This window comes from Klebsiella grimontii (assembly GCF_900200035.1).
Lineage (GTDB): Bacteria > Pseudomonadota > Gammaproteobacteria > Enterobacterales > Enterobacteriaceae > Klebsiella > Klebsiella grimontii.
Window position 1 is genome coordinate 12,768 of record NZ_FZTC01000017.1, and the last position, 18,878, is coordinate 31,645.

At 51.2% G+C, this 18,878-nt stretch carries 20 protein-coding genes and 1 tRNA gene; 7 read left to right on the plus strand and 14 right to left on the minus strand.

Features of this window, described 5'->3' with window-relative positions; all coding sequences use genetic code 11:
• Window positions 1–57: 57 nt before the first annotated feature.
• Window positions 58–1,260, minus strand: a complete 1,203-nt coding sequence (rlmI, locus tag KOSB73_RS12525) for a 23S rRNA (cytosine(1962)-C(5))-methyltransferase RlmI (RefSeq protein ID WP_004871539.1) — start codon at window positions 1,258–1,260, stop codon at window positions 58–60.
• 190 nt (window positions 1,261–1,450) lie between these two features.
• On the opposite strand from rlmI, the gene KOSB73_RS12530 reads away from it, so the two are divergent.
• The 3 genes from KOSB73_RS12530 to yccX are packed head-to-tail and all read left to right on the plus strand — an operon-like array spanning window position 1,451 to window position 3,142.
• Window positions 1,451–2,005: a YbhB/YbcL family Raf kinase inhibitor-like protein gene (locus KOSB73_RS12530; RefSeq protein WP_004871536.1), complete on the plus strand. Its 555-nt coding sequence runs from the start codon at window positions 1,451–1,453 to the stop codon at window positions 2,003–2,005.
• A gap of 15 nt (window positions 2,006–2,020) precedes the next feature.
• Window positions 2,021–2,809 (plus strand): helix-turn-helix transcriptional regulator, encoded by a 789-nt coding sequence (locus KOSB73_RS12535; protein ID WP_004871534.1) that lies wholly within the window; start codon window positions 2,021–2,023, stop codon window positions 2,807–2,809.
• A gap of 51 nt (window positions 2,810–2,860) precedes the next feature.
• The gene (gene yccX / locus KOSB73_RS12540) at window positions 2,861–3,142 is read left to right on the plus strand and encodes an acylphosphatase (protein WP_004131057.1); all 282 of its coding nucleotides are present in this window, start codon (window positions 2,861–2,863) and stop codon (window positions 3,140–3,142) included.
• Here the strand turns inward: yccX and tusE are convergent.
• Window positions 3,139–3,468, minus strand: coding sequence for a sulfurtransferase TusE (gene tusE, locus KOSB73_RS12545; protein WP_049131195.1), 330 nt, complete (start codon window positions 3,466–3,468; stop codon window positions 3,139–3,141). The two genes, yccX and tusE, sit on opposite strands and share 4 nt — an antisense overlap.
• An 89-nt stretch (window positions 3,469–3,557) precedes the next feature.
• Window positions 3,558–4,217, minus strand: coding sequence for an FtsH protease modulator YccA (yccA, locus tag KOSB73_RS12550; protein ID WP_004100829.1), 660 nt, complete (start codon window positions 4,215–4,217; stop codon window positions 3,558–3,560).
• 267 nt (window positions 4,218–4,484) lie between these two features.
• On the opposite strand from yccA, the gene KOSB73_RS12555 reads away from it, so the two are divergent.
• From KOSB73_RS12555 to KOSB73_RS12570, 4 genes are all read left to right on the plus strand, one after another.
• On the plus strand, window positions 4,485–6,113 hold the full coding sequence (locus tag KOSB73_RS12555) for an ABC transporter substrate-binding protein (RefSeq protein WP_064342420.1): 1,629 nt from the start codon (window positions 4,485–4,487) through the stop codon (window positions 6,111–6,113).
• A 141-nt stretch (window positions 6,114–6,254) separates the two neighbouring features.
• Window positions 6,255–6,342 (plus strand) — tRNA-Ser (locus tag KOSB73_RS12560).
• 326 nt (window positions 6,343–6,668) lie between these two features.
• Window positions 6,669–7,460 (plus strand): ATP-grasp domain-containing protein, encoded by a 792-nt coding sequence (locus KOSB73_RS12565; RefSeq protein ID WP_024359668.1) that lies wholly within the window; start codon window positions 6,669–6,671, stop codon window positions 7,458–7,460.
• Between the two features lie 53 nt (window positions 7,461–7,513).
• Window positions 7,514–7,972: a hypothetical protein gene (locus KOSB73_RS12570; protein WP_098140557.1), complete on the plus strand. Its 459-nt coding sequence runs from the start codon at window positions 7,514–7,516 to the stop codon at window positions 7,970–7,972.
• Between the two features lie 245 nt (window positions 7,973–8,217).
• Here the strand turns inward: KOSB73_RS12570 and KOSB73_RS12575 are convergent, their stop codons facing one another.
• The 11 genes from KOSB73_RS12575 to KOSB73_RS12625 form a co-directional block, all read right to left on the minus strand.
• On the minus strand, window positions 8,218–9,510 hold the full coding sequence (locus KOSB73_RS12575) for an HAD family hydrolase (RefSeq protein WP_049086020.1): 1,293 nt from the start codon (window positions 9,508–9,510) through the stop codon (window positions 8,218–8,220).
• Between the two features lie 443 nt (window positions 9,511–9,953).
• A complete protein-coding gene (locus KOSB73_RS12580; RefSeq protein WP_024359665.1) occupies window positions 9,954–11,366 on the minus strand; it encodes an OprD family outer membrane porin in 1,413 nt (470 codons plus the stop codon).
• A gap of 49 nt (window positions 11,367–11,415) precedes the next feature.
• Window positions 11,416–12,192, minus strand: a complete 777-nt coding sequence (locus KOSB73_RS12585; RefSeq protein WP_224233260.1) for an SIS domain-containing protein — start codon at window positions 12,190–12,192, stop codon at window positions 11,416–11,418.
• Entirely contained in the window at window positions 12,171–13,337 is a 1,167-nt protein-coding gene (locus KOSB73_RS12590) for a glycoside hydrolase family 88 protein (RefSeq protein WP_024359663.1), read from the minus strand. Before KOSB73_RS12590 ends, KOSB73_RS12585 begins: the two co-directional genes overlap by 22 nt.
• A gap of 9 nt (window positions 13,338–13,346) precedes the next feature.
• Window positions 13,347–14,051 (minus strand): sugar isomerase domain-containing protein, encoded by a 705-nt coding sequence (locus KOSB73_RS12595; RefSeq protein WP_024359662.1) that lies wholly within the window; start codon window positions 14,049–14,051, stop codon window positions 13,347–13,349.
• Window positions 14,052–14,054: 3 nt separating this feature from the next.
• Entirely contained in the window at window positions 14,055–14,546 is a 492-nt protein-coding gene (locus tag KOSB73_RS12600) for a PTS sugar transporter subunit IIB (protein ID WP_014837995.1), read from the minus strand.
• A 27-nt stretch (window positions 14,547–14,573) separates the two neighbouring features.
• A complete protein-coding gene (locus KOSB73_RS12605; RefSeq protein ID WP_024359661.1) occupies window positions 14,574–15,353 on the minus strand; it encodes a PTS system mannose/fructose/sorbose family transporter subunit IID in 780 nt (259 codons plus the stop codon).
• Window positions 15,346–16,128 carry a PTS mannose/fructose/sorbose/N-acetylgalactosamine transporter subunit IIC gene (locus KOSB73_RS12610; RefSeq protein ID WP_014228687.1) on the minus strand — a complete coding sequence of 261 codons (783 nt, stop codon included), beginning with the start codon at window positions 16,126–16,128 and terminating at the stop codon, window positions 15,346–15,348. Before KOSB73_RS12610 ends, KOSB73_RS12605 begins: the two co-directional genes overlap by 8 nt.
• Window positions 16,129–16,131: 3 nt before the next feature.
• On the minus strand, window positions 16,132–16,569 hold the full coding sequence (locus KOSB73_RS12615) for a PTS sugar transporter subunit IIA (protein WP_024359660.1): 438 nt from the start codon (window positions 16,567–16,569) through the stop codon (window positions 16,132–16,134).
• On the minus strand, window positions 16,566–17,297 hold the full coding sequence (locus KOSB73_RS12620) for a GntR family transcriptional regulator (RefSeq protein WP_024359659.1): 732 nt from the start codon (window positions 17,295–17,297) through the stop codon (window positions 16,566–16,568). Before KOSB73_RS12620 ends, KOSB73_RS12615 begins: the two co-directional genes overlap by 4 nt.
• Before the next feature lie 324 nt (window positions 17,298–17,621).
• A complete protein-coding gene (locus tag KOSB73_RS12625; protein ID WP_064342422.1) occupies window positions 17,622–18,830 on the minus strand; it encodes a pyridoxal phosphate-dependent aminotransferase in 1,209 nt (402 codons plus the stop codon).
• Between the last annotated feature and the right edge of the window lie 48 nt (window positions 18,831–18,878).

Genomic DNA, 18,878 nt, shown 5'->3' on the forward strand with positions numbered 1-18,878 from the left:
CACCTCCCGGGAGACATGATTACCTGCTATATGCGGGCCGATTCTCCATTTTTCAAGTTACATGATGCGGCAAGCAAACCCTTTCAGATACAGCCCCTCCGGGTAGGTTGCTATCACCGGATGATCGGCAGCCTGGCGGAACTGTTCTATAAATTGTACATCACGTCCGGCATCCAGGGCGGCATCGGCAACGATTTTCTGAAATAAATCGGTGGTCATCAGGCCGGAACAGGAGAAGGTCAGCAGGATGCCGCCGGGATTCAATAGCTGAATCGCCAGCATGTTGATGTCCTTATAGCCGCGGCAGGCGCCCATCAGCTGGCTTTTATTTTCCACAAACTTCGGCGGATCCATCACGATAACATCGAACTTTTCCCCGGCGTCACGATATTTACGCAGCAGCTTGAAGACGTCGTCGCGGATGAACTCCGCTTTTGACAGGTCCAGCTTGTTCAGCTCAACGTTCTGTCTGGCGACGTCCAGCGCCTCCTGGGAGGTATCAACGCTGACAACCTGGCGGCAGCCGCCCATTAGCGCGGAGATGGCAAAACCGCCGGTATAGGAGAAGCAGTTCAGCACGCGCTTATCGGCGACGTAGCGACGCGTCGCCAGACGGCTGTCGCGCTGGTCAAGGTAATAGCCGGTTTTATGGCCGCCCTGAATGTCTACCAGCAGCTGCATACCGTGCTCGGTAATCGGCAGCAGGGCAGGCGGCAGCTCGCCGACAACCGGACCCTGCGCCAGCTCCAGCCCCTCTTTTTTACGTACCGCGACGTCGCTACGATCGTAGATAGCGCAGTTCGGGAACAGCGTTTGCAGCGCGCTGACAATCGCCGCGCGCTGGTATTCGGCACCGGCGCTCAGCAGCTGCAGAACAAAAAAGTCGCCAAAACGGTCGATGGTCACGCCCGGCAGGCCGTCGGATTCACCGGCTATCAGGCGATAGCTATCAAGCCCGTCGCGGGCTGCCAGCCACTCGCGCCAGGTTTGCGCCTGCTGAAGACGACGCTCGAAAAAGGCGTTATCAATGGCTTCATCGCGATCGAAGCTCCAGACGCGGGCGCGGATCTGCGAAGACGGTGAATAGGCGCCGCGGGCCAGCCATTTTCCCTGCGAATCAACGATATCGATGGTCTCACCTGAACGGGCTTTACCTTCCATTCGGGCGACGGCGCCGGAGAAAATCCACGGATGGCGACGCAGCAGGGATTTCTCGCGTCCTTTGGTTAACACTAAGCGGGGGAAAATGGAGTCTGTCATGGGCTACCTTTAAGCAACGGGAATGTCGGCACCGAAAAAATGGCGCGTAGGTTAGCACAAGTGGCTGCGGCAAGCACCATTCCACCGGTATCGACAGGTGAGCGTTTCGGCACAAAACGCAGGCGCTTTGGCACAATAAAAATCACGCCGCGATCTTACAGTATTTCCTCACCTGACGGAGGAAAATACGATGAAAACAGGATTGAAAGTCGCTGCCGCGATAATGGTCATGATAAGTGGAACGGCGATTGCCGCGCCGTTTAGCGTCAGCAGCGCGGATATGCGCGAAGGAGACGCTCTGGCGCAGAGGCATTGGTTTGGCGGCTTTGGCTGCACCGGCGGCAATATCTCACCGCAGATCGCCTGGCAAAATGCCCCGGCGGGTACCCGCAGTTTCGCGGTGACCGCTTACGATCCTGATGCGCCAACCGGGAGCGGCTGGTGGCACTGGACGGTGGTGAATATTGCCCAACAGGCGACAAGCTTAGCCGCTGGCGCCGGAGACAAAAATAACGCTAAACTGCCCGCCGGGGCGGTACAGGGGCGCAATGACTTTGGCTATGCCGGCTTTGGCGGCGCGTGTCCGCCCGCCGGCGATAAACCGCATCGCTACCGCTTTACGGTATGGGCGCTGGATATCCCGACGCTGCCCATTGACGGCGAGTCCAGCGGGGCGTTAGTCGGATTTATGTTACATAGCCACGCCATCGCCAGCGCGCAGATAACGGCGATGGCCGGAAGATAAAATAAGGGCAGCCTGATGCGGAACATTAATTTTCACCATAACGCGTTAACGGCGGCGGAAATTACCACCCGACGATTATGCAAACTGCACCGCGTCACGCTGTTCGCGCCTGCGATCTGCCGGGTAAACCGCGGCAGCAAAGTGATTGTGCAGGGCGCCAGCGAGATGCTGGCAACGCCGCAGCAGCTGATCATTTTGCCCGCCGAGGTTGAGCTCGAGGTGATTAATCAGCCGGAAAACGGGCTGTTTTGCTCCGATCTGCTCTCATTAACCCCGGAGCTGCTGGCGGATTTTAAGAATCGCTATATGAGCGAACCACAGGCTGGCCGTCTGACGTCGCTTTGCGCGCCGCTGGGGGCGGAACTGTCGTTTATGTGGCAAAGCGTCCTGCAGGCGGTACGGGAGGGGCTCAGCGGCGAACTGCAGCATCATCAGGCGATGGGGCTGCTGCTGGCGCTGTATCAGGCCGGATACGCCGGGCCGCTGCTCAACGAACGGCGCGAGGATCTAACCGGCCAGGTCAGGCAAATTATTATGCTGTCGCCTGGCGATGCGTGGAGCGTAGCGAAAGTGGCTAAAATGCTATTTCTGGGAGAGTCGACGCTGCGCCGCCGTTTGCAGCAGGAGTCCCGCAGTTTCCGCCAGATCGTGGAAGAGGTCCGTATGGCCTACGCGCTGGGGCAATTACAGTCGACGTCGCGGCCCATTGGCGAAATTGCGCAAAACAGCGGCTACCAGTGCGGATCGCGCTTTACCGCCCGTTTTCGTCAGCACTACGGCGTACTGCCAAAGCATGTACGCTGAAAGAATTTGCTATCCTCTGTAGTGAGTCATTGTCCGGAAAGGAGAGAGAATATGGCAACGGTTTGCACGATGGCGTGGGTCTACGGTTCCGTTCAGGGCGTCGGGTTTCGCTATTCGACCCAGCGCGAGGCGCTGCAGCTTGGATTAACCGGATACGCGCGCAACCTCGACGACGGCGGCGTGGAAGTGCTGGCCTGTGGAGAGGCTGAACAGGTGGAGAAGCTCATCGCCTGGCTGAAAGCCGGCGGGCCGCGCAGCGCGCGAGTTGACAGGGTTCTGACCGAGCCCCATCAGCCCACCAGAGAGTGGCAGAAATTCGCCATTTTGTATTAGATGCACTTTACCGGCTTGGGCAGACCGGCGATTTTCGTCGCCTGCTTAGCCGGGCCTTTCGGAAACAGGCGGTAGAGATAGCGGCTGTTGCCTTTCTCTTCGCCGAACTTGTTCGCCATCGCCTTTACCAGCATACGAATCGCCGGTGAGGTGTTGAATTCCAGATAAAAGTCGCGCACAAAGCGCACCACTTCCCAGTGCTCAACGGAAAGGCTGATGCCCTCCTGCTCGGCGATAACGGCCGCCATCGCTTCGTTCCACTGGGTTGTGTCCTTCAGATAGCCTTCGCTATCGGTTTCTATTTCATTACCGTTAAAGATAAACATGATTCTTCACATACCGCTGAAAATGGCGGCAGTGTAGCAAAAAATAAGGCCCCGCATAAGCGGGGCCTCAGAACGACCGGGGGAGAGAATTAGTCTCTGCTGGCGAACCCAAGGATGCTCAGCAGGCTGACGAAGATGTTGTACAGCGAGACGTACAGGCTAACGGTCGCGCGGATGTAGTTGGTTTCACCGCCGCGGATGATATTGCTGGTCTCAAACAGAATCGCGCCTGAAGAGATCAGGATAAACACCGCACTGATAGCCAGATGCAGGGCCGGCAGCTGCAGGAAAATGTTGGCGACCATACCGATTAGCACGACCACCACGCCCGCCATCAGCATGCCGCCGAGGAAGGACATATCTTTACGGGTGGTCAGCACGTAGGCCGAGCAGCAGAAGAACACCAGCGCGGTACCGCCCAGCGCCAGGCCGATTAAGTCTCCCATGCCCGCAGACAGGTAGGCGTTAAGCATTGGCCCCAGGATGTAGCCCAGAAAACCGGTAAAGGCGAACGCGGAAATGATACCCGTTGGCTTATTCGCCGTTTTATAGGTCAGGAACATCAGGCCGTACATACCGACCAGCGTCAGAATCAGACCCGGAGAAGGCAGCATCAACACGGTGCTGGCCGTCGCCGTAATGGCCGAAAATGCCAGCGTCAGGCTAAGCAGGAAATAGGTGTTCCGCAGAACTTTGTGCGTGCTAAGCAGCGATGAACGGTCACGCGACGATGTAATGATACGATCCATGAGTCACTCTCTTATGACAGATGTAATTAATAACGAAGCATAAAAAAATCAAGGCCGAAGCCATAGTGCTTTTACCCATCTTTACTCAAGGCATGCGGGCTGAATGCAGCATTTTATTCCAGAAAAATGAAAATGCGCGGTATGTTTATTTGTTCGCCTTCTGAAGCCAGATCGAAATCTGATAACTCACTGAAAAATATTGCGTTAATGCCATTCTGCGACTAACTCTGGAGAGGGTACAAACGAAGCGTAACAAAGGCAAGGGATATGAAATCACAAAAATATAATCACATCACACGCGTACTACTGGCCGTCGGCCTTTTCTCCATGGCTATTCCGGCGCTGGCCGCTCAGGTGCCGCCGGGAACGGTGCTGGCGGAGAAGCAGGAGCTGGTCAGAAATAACGGCAGCGAGCCGTCGTCGTTGGATCCGCATAAAGTGGAAAGCGACGTTGAAAACAACATTATCAGCGATCTTTTCGAAGGGCTGGTCAGCGTTTCGCCAGCAGGAGAAATTCAGCCCAGGCTGGCGGAGAAGTGGGAGAATAAAGACAACACCGTCTGGACGTTCCATCTGCGCCCCGGAGTGACCTGGTCCGACGGTACGGCGATTACGGCGCAGGATATCGTCTGGAGCTGGCAGCGTCTGGTGTCGCCGCTTACGGCGTCCCCTTACGCGAGCTATCCCGGCAATATGCATATCGTCAACGGCGCGGAGATAGCGCAGGGTCAAAAAGCGCCCGAGACGCTGGGCGTCAAGGCGCTGGATGATACCACCCTTGAGGTGACCTTAACTCAGCCGAATGCGGCGTTTTTGGCGATGCTGGCGCACCCGTCTCTGGTTCCGCTCGATAAAGTGCTGATATCGCGCTACGGCGACAAGTGGACCAAACCGGAGCATATGGTGACCAGCGGGCCCTATAAGCTGTCGCAGTGGGTGGTGAATGAGCGCATTGTGGCCGAGCGCAATCCGCGCTACTGGGATAACGCGCATACGGTCATCAATAAGGTGACCTACCTGCCGATAAGTTCTGAAACCGCCGACGTCAACCGCTATAAGGCGGGGGAGATCGACATCGTCTATACGGTGCCGATTAATCAGTTTGCCCAGCTCAAAAAAACCATGGGCGATCAGCTGGATGTTTCGCCGCAGCTGGCCACCTACTATTACGAATTCAACACCACCCGGCCGCCGTTTAACGACCCCCGCGTGCGACGGGCGCTCAATATGGCCCTCGATAAAGACATTATCGCGGAGAAGGTGATGGGGCAGGGGCAGCGTCCGGCCTGGCTTATCAGCCAGCCTGACATCGGCGGGGTGAAGCTGCACAATCCCGAGTACGCCAGCTGGCCGCGCGATAAGCGTATCGCCGAAGCGAAAAAGCTGCTGAGCGAGGCCGGGTATAACGAGTCCCACCCGTTGGTCTTTAATTTGCTCTATAACACGTCGGAATCGCACCAGCGAATTGCCATCGCCGCCAGCTCGATGTGGAAAAAGAATCTTGGCGTGGAGGCGAAGCTGCAAAACCAGGAGTGGAAAACGATGCTCGACGCCATGCATACGCATAATTTTGACGCCGTGCGCTACGCGTGGATCGCTGACTATGACGATGCGGCGACGTTTCTCAACAACTTCCGCACCGGCGACAGTGAAAATACCAGCCAGTACAGCAACCCGGCCTATGATGAGGCGCTGCACAATGCGGCAAAAGCCGCTGATACGACGGCGCGGGGCAAGTTCTACCAGCAGGCGGAAGATCTGTTAGGGCAGGATGTCCCGGCCATTCCGGTCTATCACTATGTGCGCACCCATCTGGTCAAGCCATGGGTAGGCGGATTTACGCCGGATAAGCTGGGGTATTACTACAGCAAAGATATGTACATCAAAAAACATTAACCCGCAAAGGACAGTTTGCGCTGAAAATCTGCGCAAACTGCCTGAATTTCAGACGAATAATGCGTTTTTGTTTAATTTTAAGGCAGTTGAATAAATTGGTGCTTTACAGCCAGAACAGAGGTGTTTATAGTGCGCCTCATTGGAAGCGTGGCCGAGCGGTTGAAGGCACCGGTCTTGAAAACCGGCGACCCGAAAGGGTTCTAGAGTTCGAATCTCTACGCTTCCGCCAAATTCTAAATAAAATCAATAGCTTGAAGAATGGTTTTGATTTTATAGTGCATAAAGTAGTACAAAAAAGCCCGTTTATACGGGCTTTTTTTACATCTAAAGTCCGTCCTTTCTCACTAAAAATCCTTTCAGATACTCATCGTTCAGGTGAGGGCTAATGCATTTCGAAGTGGGCTCTGTAAAGACGTCAGTGAATAATCCTCCCGGCGTTGAGTCATTTAACACGCTCCGAGCAGATAAACAGGGGAGTATATAAATATACATCACTGCCAATAGAGTGTTACGTTACCCATAATATAGACAAATATTGAGAAAAGGATAGGTTCCATGCAAATAATTTACCCAAGTGATTACTTTAATCTGAATAGAGTTGATGAAAATTATGAGGATGAATTCAACTGTGCAAGTGATAACGGAGTAAAATGTGTTTTGCTATCATCACAGCATTTATTAGATAGCAAAATTAAACTTTCAGGGAACCTTGAGGCGCATGCGCCAGTTATTTGGCGAGGCTGGATGCTTAAACAGAAAGAATATAAAACATTATACAATACTGTTAAAAGCCATAGTGCGGAAATGTTAGTTTCTCCTGATGATTACGCTTCTTGCCACTATATTACGGGCTGGTACGGAACATGTAGTGATTATACACCTGAAACTATTTTACTTACTGAGAATGATGATTTCGAAAAAATTACATCCCGATTAAAATGGCCTTCATATTTTGTTAAAGACTATGTTAAATCACTTACGACATCGCGTGGTTCGATAGCGAAAAATGCCGAGGAAATACAGGGGATTTTAGCCCATATTAAACAATATCGCGGAGAAATTGAGGGTGGTGTCGTGCTTAGAAAGGTTGAGGACCTAAAACCCGAAACAGAACGTAGATATTTTTCATTCTATGGAAATGTCTACTCTGCTGATGATGTTATCCCTGCTATTGTTCATGAAATAGCGAAGCATATAAGCTCCCCTTTTTTCTCAATAGATATGGTTGAGACAGCTTCATCCAATCTTCGTTTGATCGAAATCGGCGATGGGCAAGTTTCAGATATTAAAGAATGGGACGTCCAAAAATTCGTTAAGATGATTGTAAAGGCCAGCGTGTCTGGATGAGTATGTTTTAATATCAGCCTGGTTTTAAGTCTTCAGGATATGAGGCTCAAGGTATGAATAAAGTTAACAATATATATGCTTGTTTTTTTAAATTGCTTGGTAAAAAAATTATCAAGTATGAAACGGCCGAGATTTATTTTGATGACTGGGAACCCTGGAATGATTTACCCATAAGAATCTACTTTGATGGTGGTGAGGTAATCTCTATTGCCTGGTCTAAATTTGATGAACTATGGTTAAGTAATGATCTAACACTTCCGTTTTCGATTGAGTATAATCAAGTTCGCTGGGTGACAAATAGTCCAAAAGAAATCAGTGGATGTCTAAATAATAGGATATCATCGGTAAAACTTGGTGTGGATTATTTGGTTATTGAAAATAATAAAATAGAAGTATTTACACATTTGTTGGTTTATACAACTAACGGAATTTTGGATGTGTTTAATAATCTGGATGAAAATGGTTATTCTTTGACCTCAGGTTTTGATGACAAAACAATGGATATTGTATAGAGTGCTTATGTCATAACTTGAATGTTGTTATTAAAGTTGCTGGATTTAATATGTTCATGCTTAAAAAGGAATGTTTGATTATACTGCGCAGTATTATGGTTTTTAATCCTTTAAAAGTATCAATGTAAGGCGTTATTATAAATAATGTACTATGACAAGGTCATGATCTTATATTTAAAGTAATTAATATCATTTCACTAGCAATGCCCCCGTTTCAAGTAAGAGGCATTGCTGTAAGTCGATACCTATGGTAAAGATACTTCGTTATTAGTGCCCATCAGTATGCTACTTTGTGATGATAAAAATTCCCCTTTATTTTCATCTCTTCCTTGTAATAATATTTTTGCATCATCTTTATTATAGTCACGAACGGCTTTAGCTGATAACTCACCGATAATAGTGTCAGATGCGCGTAGCCGATTGATAATAAGAACACACTTTGTGTCATTAAAGTCGGACATCATGTTTTGATCTCCTTCGCTATCGCCAGCAACTAATATTGGCCCGGTATTTTTGTAATGTTGTTGTATAAATTTTTTTATGGTTTCGGTTTTACCTTTACCTTGCGTCTGGGGATAGTATGGATCGAGGCTGTGAGTCAATCTACCTTCTTTATCATATAAGGGATGCATTGCATAGACATGAGACTCAGGAACAGAAAAACCATATTTTTCTGTAGTAACGATGCTTTTTATCACATCTAAAGCAGAAGCGGAAATGACATAAACATCAACTCCTGCCTGCTGTAGGTTTTTATATAATGTCTGCATTTCTGGGACCAGCCTAAATCCATTTTTCCATGTTACTGATACGATACCAGCTCGGCCAGCCATATCTGCTGGGCTTACCCATGTCACCTTTTCGATAGGCTGGTTATTTTGCCACTCAATAGTATCGTGCACTAAATCAGCTACTTCTTTTTTGGACATGCCAGAAAAAAGATACGTCACCCATGGATAAGATACCTCATGGTCGAATGACCCACCTATTGCATCATATAAATATCTCATTTTCACTATAAAATTCATATAATTAGAATCTTTCTTAATTTCATCAAGCGTTTTATTACCCGCAAATCCGCTGTAATTATTGTATAGCCATGTGTAGCTATCAATAATGTCTTGACCAATGAGGTTTATATTAACCGGTTGATGATTTTTATTATTATAATCCGAGTTAAAGTCTGAAGGCGGTATATCTTTATAAATTATCTCTTTCAATGTCTCAGGTTTCATCGAAAATTTAAGGTTTTCTAGTTGATATATAAGCGTTGCCTCTTCGATATCCAGAAAAGCTGTTGTGTTGTCAAAATCAAAAACAGCATATAAAGAATGCGCTGGCTTCTGCTTTGCTTCTTGAATGAGTCTGTCAATTTTTCTTGAGTTGAACTCGTCCCAATTGCCGATAACTATTTGCTTTTGTTGGGGAATTGCAGTTTCTAAATTTTGTGACACTTGATTTGTGTTACTGGCACTGGCCGTTGTTCCATATACTCCAAAAAATACGGATAGTAGTGCATATATTATTGTCATTTTCATGATTAATTCCTTTTTTAGGGTGCATTACCATCTGTAGCAAAAAGTAAAAGCCAGCTATATCAAAAATTGGCACCCTGATCATGAATGTGATGGTTATCATATTTTATGAATATATGAAAATGGTGAGGGAGTAAGCCAGAATTATCTACAGAGAAATGTTTAGTATGACAAGGTAGCAGGTCAAAAACAGTTCGAACTATCTCCGAATGTTATTTTAATGTCACTTATCTATCTACGGCTAGTCCTGATGGTTCTTTTGCTTTCTTCGGCATCGTGCAATCCTGTCATACAAACCCCGAGCTATTTAATCGCTCGGGGTTTTTTCTTATGTGCCGCTATTCAGTATGCCATTCGGTTGAGTAACCCGCTCTGGCCGTTTGAAGCTGACAGGTGCGGTTCCCTTCGCAAAGTCCCCCCTCATGCGCTGTTGAGGGGGCGCGGACTCAGAAGATATTGATGCTGTAGCCGACGATAAACTTCACGTCGTTACGATCGGTTTTATAGTTGCTGTCTGTCGCCCGGAAGAGCGCCGGGAGCAGGGTAAAGGAGAGGCCTTTCGCCATGCCGTCCGCCACCAGATAGCGAGCGGAAAGATCGAACGACACCATGCTCCCGTCGTACTTTCTCGCCGAACCGGTTTTACTGACATCGCTAACCACGTGCCAGCCGTAGGTTCCGGCACCGCCCAGGGTTAACTCCGGTAGATTCAGATCGGCAAAGTTATAACTCACGCCAAAACGAACCGCGCGGGCGCCGGAAACGTTAAAGTCTTCCAGCTGCGACAGCGTCGGCTGATAATCACGCTTATCGGAGTTCGCCCACGGGGTTAAGCGGAAGTTGTAATCTCCGGTGTTCGGGGCGTAGTTCTGGCTATAACCAAGGGACCACACGGTGTTGTCGTGGCTCAGGTTAAAACCAACCCCCACATAATATTCCGTTGCAGGATCTTTTATTTTCGACAGATCTTCAATGTAGCGCGCGCCCTGGTAGAAGAGCTTACTCTGCAGGGAGACATCCTTTGTCAACGTATCGTGACGCTCTACCTGTGCCTGCCAGTTGCGACGGTAGCCTTTACCTTCGCCATAGCCCACGTCAAGCACGGTACTGCCAAAGTTATAGACTGCGCCCACCGTGTGAATGTAATCGATGATTGCACCGGCTTTAATGGTTTTGCCGTTGTCATCGAGTCCGGCGGCGTTGTTCTGGTGCCAGGCCGTGGTCATCGGTTTAAAATCACGGCTCCAGTCGTTCTTGAAGCGGTCGGCCCAGGCGTAGGTCAGCCTCAGTTTGTCGAGGGTCAGGGCACTGTCAAACCCGCGAAAAGCGTGAGGGTTGAGGCCCCAACTGCTTTTTACGGTACCGGAGTTAATGGGGGTATAGCCCGCGGCCAGCTTGAAATTGGTGCCTGCATCGCCAAGGTTGAGCTTGAGTGCGGCAACCGACACGCTCATGTAGGACCTCTCGCACGGGCTGAACTTGCCCGGCTCGCCGCAATCGTAGTCGTAGTAAAGGATCTCCGACTGACCGACGGTATGCCCGAGTTTAATGTTGGCGTTGCCCCAGAAATCAAAGCCAATAACGTCCTGGTAATAGCCTGAAATATAGCTAATCGCCACGTTACCGGTCTGGTTCTGGATCCCGGCTGGACCCAGTCCGTATTTACCGGTCGTGGAGTCTTTTACAGCACGATGACGAATATATAGTGAGGTATTGAGATTTAATTTGCCTTCATCATAAAACGCTTTCTCAAACTGAGAAGGCGCTTCATAATCCGTTTCTTCTTCCGCAAAGGCATCTGCGGCAATAAAAAGAAACAGCGGTGTACACAGAGAAACTCTGAGTCTATGAGTTGTCATTATTATATACCTTATAAAACCATGTATTATAGGGCGAGGGATGTACTGTTTATTTAAAACTCGTGTTATTTATGAGCTCCGGGATTTGCGCACCGTATTTTTCGAGAAGATATTCATTATGTTTTGCGGAATTCGCAATGTTACCGCTCAAAAATACCGGCAGAGATTTATTTTCACTCCCCAGGTTCGCTATGATTTCCGCGAACAGGGTATGCATAATAAACAGTCCGGTCATTGAGGAAACCGGCGCGAACGGCGTTGCATGCTCTGTAAGGGAAAGCACCGCATCACCGATTGGCACCTGGTTATCAATGGCGACATCCACGCAGTCCCGCAGCTTAAGGCCAGCCTTGTGCTTCGACGGCTGGGTCTCGGCATACAGAAAGCTGGTCAGCGCCAGGGTAAATGCCCCGTGCTGTTTTGCCCAGAGTGCTGCATCGACCGGAGCGGGGTTAATCCCGGAAGTTGAGATAACAATCAGCGCATCTTTACTGGTGATCGAGAATCTCTCCAGATGCTCAGCAATATAGTCATTCTGTTTTTCATAATATGATGAAGCCGCCGCCCCCTGATGTAACATTAAAGGTTCGATAAATATTGGCCGAACCGGGGCGATACCTCCGGCACGATAAAATACATCTTCAGCGAAAATATGTGAGTGGCCGCAGCCGAAAATATAAATTACACCTCCCTGGTTAATGATTTTTGCCAGTTCCACGGCGGTGGAAGTGATTTTATGGCTTTGCTGTTGAGTAATGTCGTTAAGTTTTTTCTGGACGATATCTAAATAGCTCTGAATCATTGTCATAACCAGTATCCTGACCATTGTGGTTGGTAGACTCGGTATAACGCTTCCATATAGAAGTAATCTCCCCAGAGATTACATTCATCGATGCCTTTACCGAGGGCATAGGCGTAAACACCGTGTTTAAGTAAGCCTTCGCAGACATCATCCTCGCGGGCAGACGCGCCGCGCATTAATGCCAGCAGACATTGACGCGCCAGTGTCTGGTAACCGGCATCCGGAAAGTGCTTATGCGCTTCCAGCAGGCCGCAGACCGCAATCGCCAGCGCGGAGCTGTCTTTCGGGGCGTCGGGATCTGCAGCCAGCAGCAGATCCCAGGCGGGAACGCCGTCCTCCGGCAGGTAGCGGAAGAAATACTCGCAGGCCTGCTGCCACCGTTCGTAGTGGTCGGTTTCGCCGGTGGCCGACCAGTGAAGCGGGATGCCGAGAATGGCCCACGCCTGGCCGCGGGCCCAGCAGGAGTTATCGCTGTAGCCCTGAAAGGTTTTCCCGTGCGAAGGCGCACCGCTTGTCTGGTCAAAATAGAAGGTATGGAAAGTGGAGCCGTCTTCGCGAAAAATGTTGTTGATGACCGCCGCATAGTGGCGTTCAGCCACTTCCCGATAACGTGATTCACCGCTGATCTTTGCTGCCACGTGGAGCAGGGGAAGGTTAATCAATGAATCGATAATAAGCCGGTACTCCTGCGGGTCGTTAAGCATACCCCAGGCCTGGATAAAACCGGCGCTGTGGTGAAAACGGTTTACCAGCAGATCGGCCGCCGCCAGAATAAGCGGGGTTAGCGCTTCGCGCTCCGTCAGTTTCCAGTACGCGACTGCCGACAGGCTATAAAGGAAGCCGATATCGTGGTGATCGAGGACGTAGTGCGCCGCCAGGCGGGCTTTAAAACTCGCCACGTTGCGTTCAACGCCGTCCAGGTATGCGCGATCGCCGCTGAACTCCCAGGCCATTGCCTGCATCCCGGTCCAGAATCCGTTGGTCCAGTCGTTATTCTCTTTCAGAACGTAGCGATTATTGAGCGTGCAGGCTGAGGGGAATTTCTCGCCGTACAGACCCATGTTACGTGCGATCCGCCGCGCGCACGCCGTCAGCTCATCCCGACAGGCGTCGGGCGTGAGGGCAGGAAAGGGCAGCGGTGTGAGGCGATTCGACAGACTCTCTTTCATGATTTTTCCCTACAGCGTGAATACGCGCTCTTTGTACTGACTCATCAGCATGTCGTTGTATTCTTTACCGCCGGGCAGATTGATGCTGCGCATCACCGGCGGCGCGATACCTTGTTCCAGCAGCATCTCGATGCAGCGGATCACCACGTTATTGATGATGAAGGCCGCAGACAGCGAGGACACCGGACCGGTCATGATGTTGCCGTTATCCATACTTAGCGTGCAGTCACCGGACGGGCAGCCGTTATCGAGAATGACATCGGCATAGTCGCGGATGCTCTCGCTCGTTGGCGTCGACTCACCGGCGTAGCGGGTGATAACCACCAGCTTCAGCCCCCTCTCTTTGACCTTGCGTGCCAGCTCAACGTGCAGCGGTTTAGTGCCGGAGTTGGAGATAATCACAAAGCAGTCTGACTCGCGCAGATCGAGCAGCCCGGAGAAGATGTCGCCAATCCCTTTCAGCGAATCAAACCAGCCGGTTGGTCCATAGAACTGGTCAATGGCTTTGGTATTGACCAGGCCGCCTGCACGACCGGCCAGCTCAACCGCCGCGGCAAACGAGTGGCCGGAGCCAAAGCCGTGAATAATGCCGTTGGCTTTGACGCACTCGGCAAACAGCGCCGCCGCCTGCTCAACTTCAGCGCTCTGAGTAAGAAACACCTGATTCAGCGTTGCTAAAACATGCTGATAATACTGCTGCTGATGTGGTGACATCCCTTATCCCTTATCGGCTTTTAAAAACGTGGTGATACAGGCGTTCGGCTCTTCCGGCGTCATCTGCGCCGTCACCGCCACGCCTTTTTCCAGCAGCGCGTTGATGGCCGCGATCTCAGCATCGTTGACGCTGACCGAGCGTTTGATCTGGCGGCGATCGTCTTTGTTGGACATATTGCCGATATTGAGCTGGGGGAGGGCAATCCCGGCGTTCATCAGCTTCAGCGCCAGCTCCGGGGTCTTCAGCAGGATCAGTACGCGCTGACCGTCGTAGTTGCCGGCGAGGATATTGGCGCTGGCTTTCTCAAAAGAGAGAATAGAGGTGTTGCAGCCTTCCGGGGCTGCACTGCGCAGCAGCATTTTCTCTACATCGTTTGCAGCTACGGCGTCGTCAATCACCATAATACGGTTGGCGTTGAAGTGGCTTACCCAGCGGGTGGCCACCTGGCCGTGGATCAGCCGGTCATCGACACGAATATGCACAATACCTTTCATGATAAATTCCTTAAATCAATGTGTTACTTAACCGAGAATATTCAGGTTGTAGCCGATAATACCTAAAGCAATCAGGACAAAAATGACGCGAGTCGAGTTCATCTTTTTGAGCCCCAGCAGCCAGTAGGTGAACCCCACAACCAGCAGCGGAATAAGCCCGGGCATAATCTGGTCGGCAATGCTCTGCAGCTTGAGCGACACTTCGCCGTAGCTGAATTCGAAATTAAGATTCGCCTTCACCACCGAGGGGATAAGCGCCCCGATAACCGTCAGCCCGAGAATATTGGCTGCGCGGGTAATTTTGTTGAGGCTATTGGTCAAAGACCCCAGCAGGTTGACCCCTTCCTGATACCCCGTGCTGATGCTAAAGCGCATAAACAGCATGCGAACCAGGGCGAACAGTAGCCAGAGGACAAGCCCCACCGGGTTGCCCTGCAGCGCGAGGTACGAAGCGACAGAACCGATAATGGTGGTCGGAATAACAAAGAACAGCGTATCTCCGATGCCCGCCAGCGGTCCCATCAGACCGGTTTTGATTCCGGCAACCGCATCTTTGCCCGCAAGCCCGGTCTGCTCTTCCAGGGCGATGTTCACCCCGAGGATCCCCGGCGCCATGGTGTTGTTGGTGTTAAAGAACTGGCTGTGTACCTTCGCCGCATCCTTCAGCTCTTCGGGTTTTGCGTACTTTTTCTCAAGGAACGGATAGATGCTGTACAGATAGCCCAGACCCTGCATTTTTTCGTAGTTCCAGCCAGACTGACCGAACAGGAACCAGCGCCAGAACACGCGTTTTAGTACTTTATTCATCGCCCATTGCTCCATTTGCCGGGGATTCGGTAGTTTGCGTTACCTGTTTTTCTGAGTTGAAGACGTAAAGCGCAATTGCCAGGCCCAGCAGCGCGGCGCCCAGCACCGGCACTTTCAGATAGGCCGCCAGGAAAAAGCCCAGAATAAGAAACGAGATGTTCTTCTTAATCGGTAAATAGCGCAGCAGGATGGAGATACCCAGCGCAGGCAGTAGGCCACCGGCGACTTTAAGACCGTTCATGATGGACGCGGGGATCCAGGTCACGACGTCATTAACGAAGGTTGCCCCGAGGATCAGCGCCAACAGCACCGGCAGCATACGCGAGAGCGAAATAGGCACCTGGCCCAGCAGGTTCATCCTGGCCGCCGCCTTCACCTGACCCTCTTCAATCAGCCTGTCGGCCTTATGATGGATAAAGGTGTTGCTGAAGCGGGCGAGGATATCCAGCTGTACCATTAAGAGACCAATCGGCACCGCAATGGTTGCGCCAAACGCCGCGCCCTGGCCGCTGATAATCGCGAAAGTGGTACCCAGCACCGCACCGGTCATGTAATCCGGGATCGACGCGCCGCCGAAGTTGCCCACGCCCAGTACCAGCAGGTTCAGGGTGCCGCCGACGATAAGCCCGGTGGTCATATCGCCCATAATGAGACCGGCAAAGAAGCCCGCCATGCTCGGTTTCACTAACCCAAGCGTCGTGTTGTTGCCGTCGTATATCGCCAGCCCTGAATAAAGCGTCAGTAACGCTATCTGCCAGACCGCAATGTGCTCCATTTTTTACTCGTCTCCGTCATCTGTGTGGGCGGCAAGCGCTGCCTGCTGTAAATGGTAAATACCATCACGCGCCGTAGTTATTATTTCATTCAGCGAGGCTGGCGAGTGACTTTCATCAATTGCCATCGCCATTTCCAGAATTAAGTTTAAATTCATCCCAGAGAGCAGGGTGATATTATTCCATAGGTTGTTAGTGACAATAATCTCCATTGCGGAGTTATATGGCGAACCACTTTTTAAATCAGAGAGGATAATAATTTTGGATTCTGCTGCGCTAAGGATGGTGATTTTATCGAGAAGTTCCTGTTTAAATACTGCTATCCCTTTCTCACCATCCAGTTCAACTACATGAAGGTTTGGCTGCGCTCCGAGTATTAATTCTGTGGCCTGTCTGGCACCGCTGGCGAAACCCCCATGAGAGATTAATAATAATTGGTTCATCCTGCCCCCTTATCTGGCGTTCTTATTTCAATATAAAATGATTCTAACCGTTTCCAGGTCTCAATATATTCAATCACCTGACCTTGCTCGTCGTGGGTGTAGCGTTTCATCATGATAACGGGCTGGTGAGCCGTGAGCTCAAGGTGCTGCAGGACTTCTGGCGCAGCATCGGTCAGGGCACAGATGGTCTGCCGATAGGGCATGGTGTACATATCAAGACCATTGTTAACCTTAAAAGCCTCATAAATAGAGCTGAGTGCCGAATTCTTAATCGTCAATTGACTGGCGAAGTAGCGGGCCGGAATATGCGAAATCTGTAATGCATAAGGTTTGTTATTATCAAACTTTAAGCGCGCAATATGATAATATTTTTCATCATCATTTAACCCGAGTTTTTCTTTAATACACGGATCGTTTTCCAGTTCACAGGCGATAACTTTAACCGACTGCATGCCTTTTAAATCGTTATCTGATTCTGAGAAAACAATGTTCTCATTTCGTTTGGCTTTCGAAACAAAAGTGCCTTTACCCTGATAACGAATCAGGTAGCCTTCATTCACCATTTCGTGAATAGCGCGAATAACCGTGGCGGAACTGACGGAGTAACGCTCTTTTAATTCCGACTCACTGTAGAATTTTTCCCCGGGTTTAAAAGTACCGTTTCTTATTTCATCTAACAGTGCTGCCTTTATCACCTGGTATTTCGTTGACTGTGCCGTTGCTTTCATTGTTTCGCCAGTTTCTGTTTACATTTATTTTATTTCGTAGGCTTACGATACCCGTACCTGATTGTCCGATCAACCTCTCAACTCAACTTAACCGGTTAACCTGTTAAGTTATTTCCTGGACTGTGATGCATTTCGCAATTTCGCCCCGACGGAGGGGGCAGGGGCGAGGAATTTTTGCCGCACCGGCCGGGCGTGAACGCAAACTGATTGCCGCGCTATTGCGCTGGCGAGCTGAGAAAACGGAGCGCCCGCATTCAACAACCCCGGCCAGTACATCGCACGGGGTTTTCTTTTTATAGGGCGCCATCGTGGTGCTTGCGTGCCCTAACGCAGCTGCGCGCAGGCCCCGGCAATCCGCTGGCAGGCCTGCGCCAGCAGCCCATCTTCTACCGCGTAGGCAATACGTAAATATCCCGGCATTCCGAACGCGGAACCGTGTAACACGGCCACCTGAGTGTGTTCTAGCAGCCAGTTCGCCAGCCCGCTGTCGTCGCGGAGGGTTTCGCCGCCAGGGGTCACCCGCCCAATGAGCTGCTGGCAGTTGGCAAAGACATAGAATGCGCCCTGGGGGATGCCCGCGCTCAGGCCCTCGGTGGCGGCAATCATCCCCAGCACCTGCTGGCGACGTTTATCCAGCGTCTGCAGCCAGCCGTCGAAGAAATCCGCCGAATGGTTAAGGGCCGCGACCGCCGCCGCCTGCGAAATGCTGCTGGGATTGGAGGTGCTTTGTGATTGCAGGATCTGCATGGCGGCAATCAGCCACTGCGGCCCACCCGCATAGCCCAGACGCCAGCCGGTCATGGCGTGGCTTTTGGAGACCCCGTTCACCGTCAGGGTGCGCGAAACCAGCTGCGGCGCGGCCTGAGCAAAAGTGATAAACGGGACATTGTCGTAACGCAGCGGCTCGTAAATGTCGTCGGCCATCACCAGCACCTGCGGGTAATCCGCCAGGACCTCTGCCAGCGCGCGCAGTTCCCGTTCGCTGTATATCGCCCCGGTCGGGTTGCCCGGCGAGTTGAGAACCAACCAGCGCGTTGACGAGGTGAGGGCGGCGGCCAGTTGTTCCGGCGTCAGCTTCCAGCCGTGTTGTTCATCACAGGGCACAATCACCGGTTCACCGTCGGCCAGAGAGACCATATCCGGGTAGGAGACCCAGTAGGGGGCGGGAATAATCACCTGCTGCCCGGCGTCCAGGGTTGCCAGAAAGGCATTGAAAATGAGCTGCTTGGCGCCGCTCCCAGCGATGATCTCCTCCGCGCGGTAGTGCAGCTGGTTGTCGCGCGCGAACTTGGCGGCAATCGCCGACTTCAACGCTGCGGTGCCGGAAACGGCGGTATACTTAGTCTGGTGAAGCACGATAGCTTCAATGCCCGCATAGCTAATATGGGCCGGGGTAGCAAAATCCAGTTCCCCTTCGCCCAGGTTGATAACCTGCTTGCCTGCGGCTTCCAGCGCCCGTACCCGGTCAGAAATGGCCGCCGTCGGTGAAGGGCGTACGGAAAGCATACGACGGGCGATTTGACTGTTATTCATAAATCCTCTTTTGTATCTAATGAATCAATTAATACAATTGGGTACCCA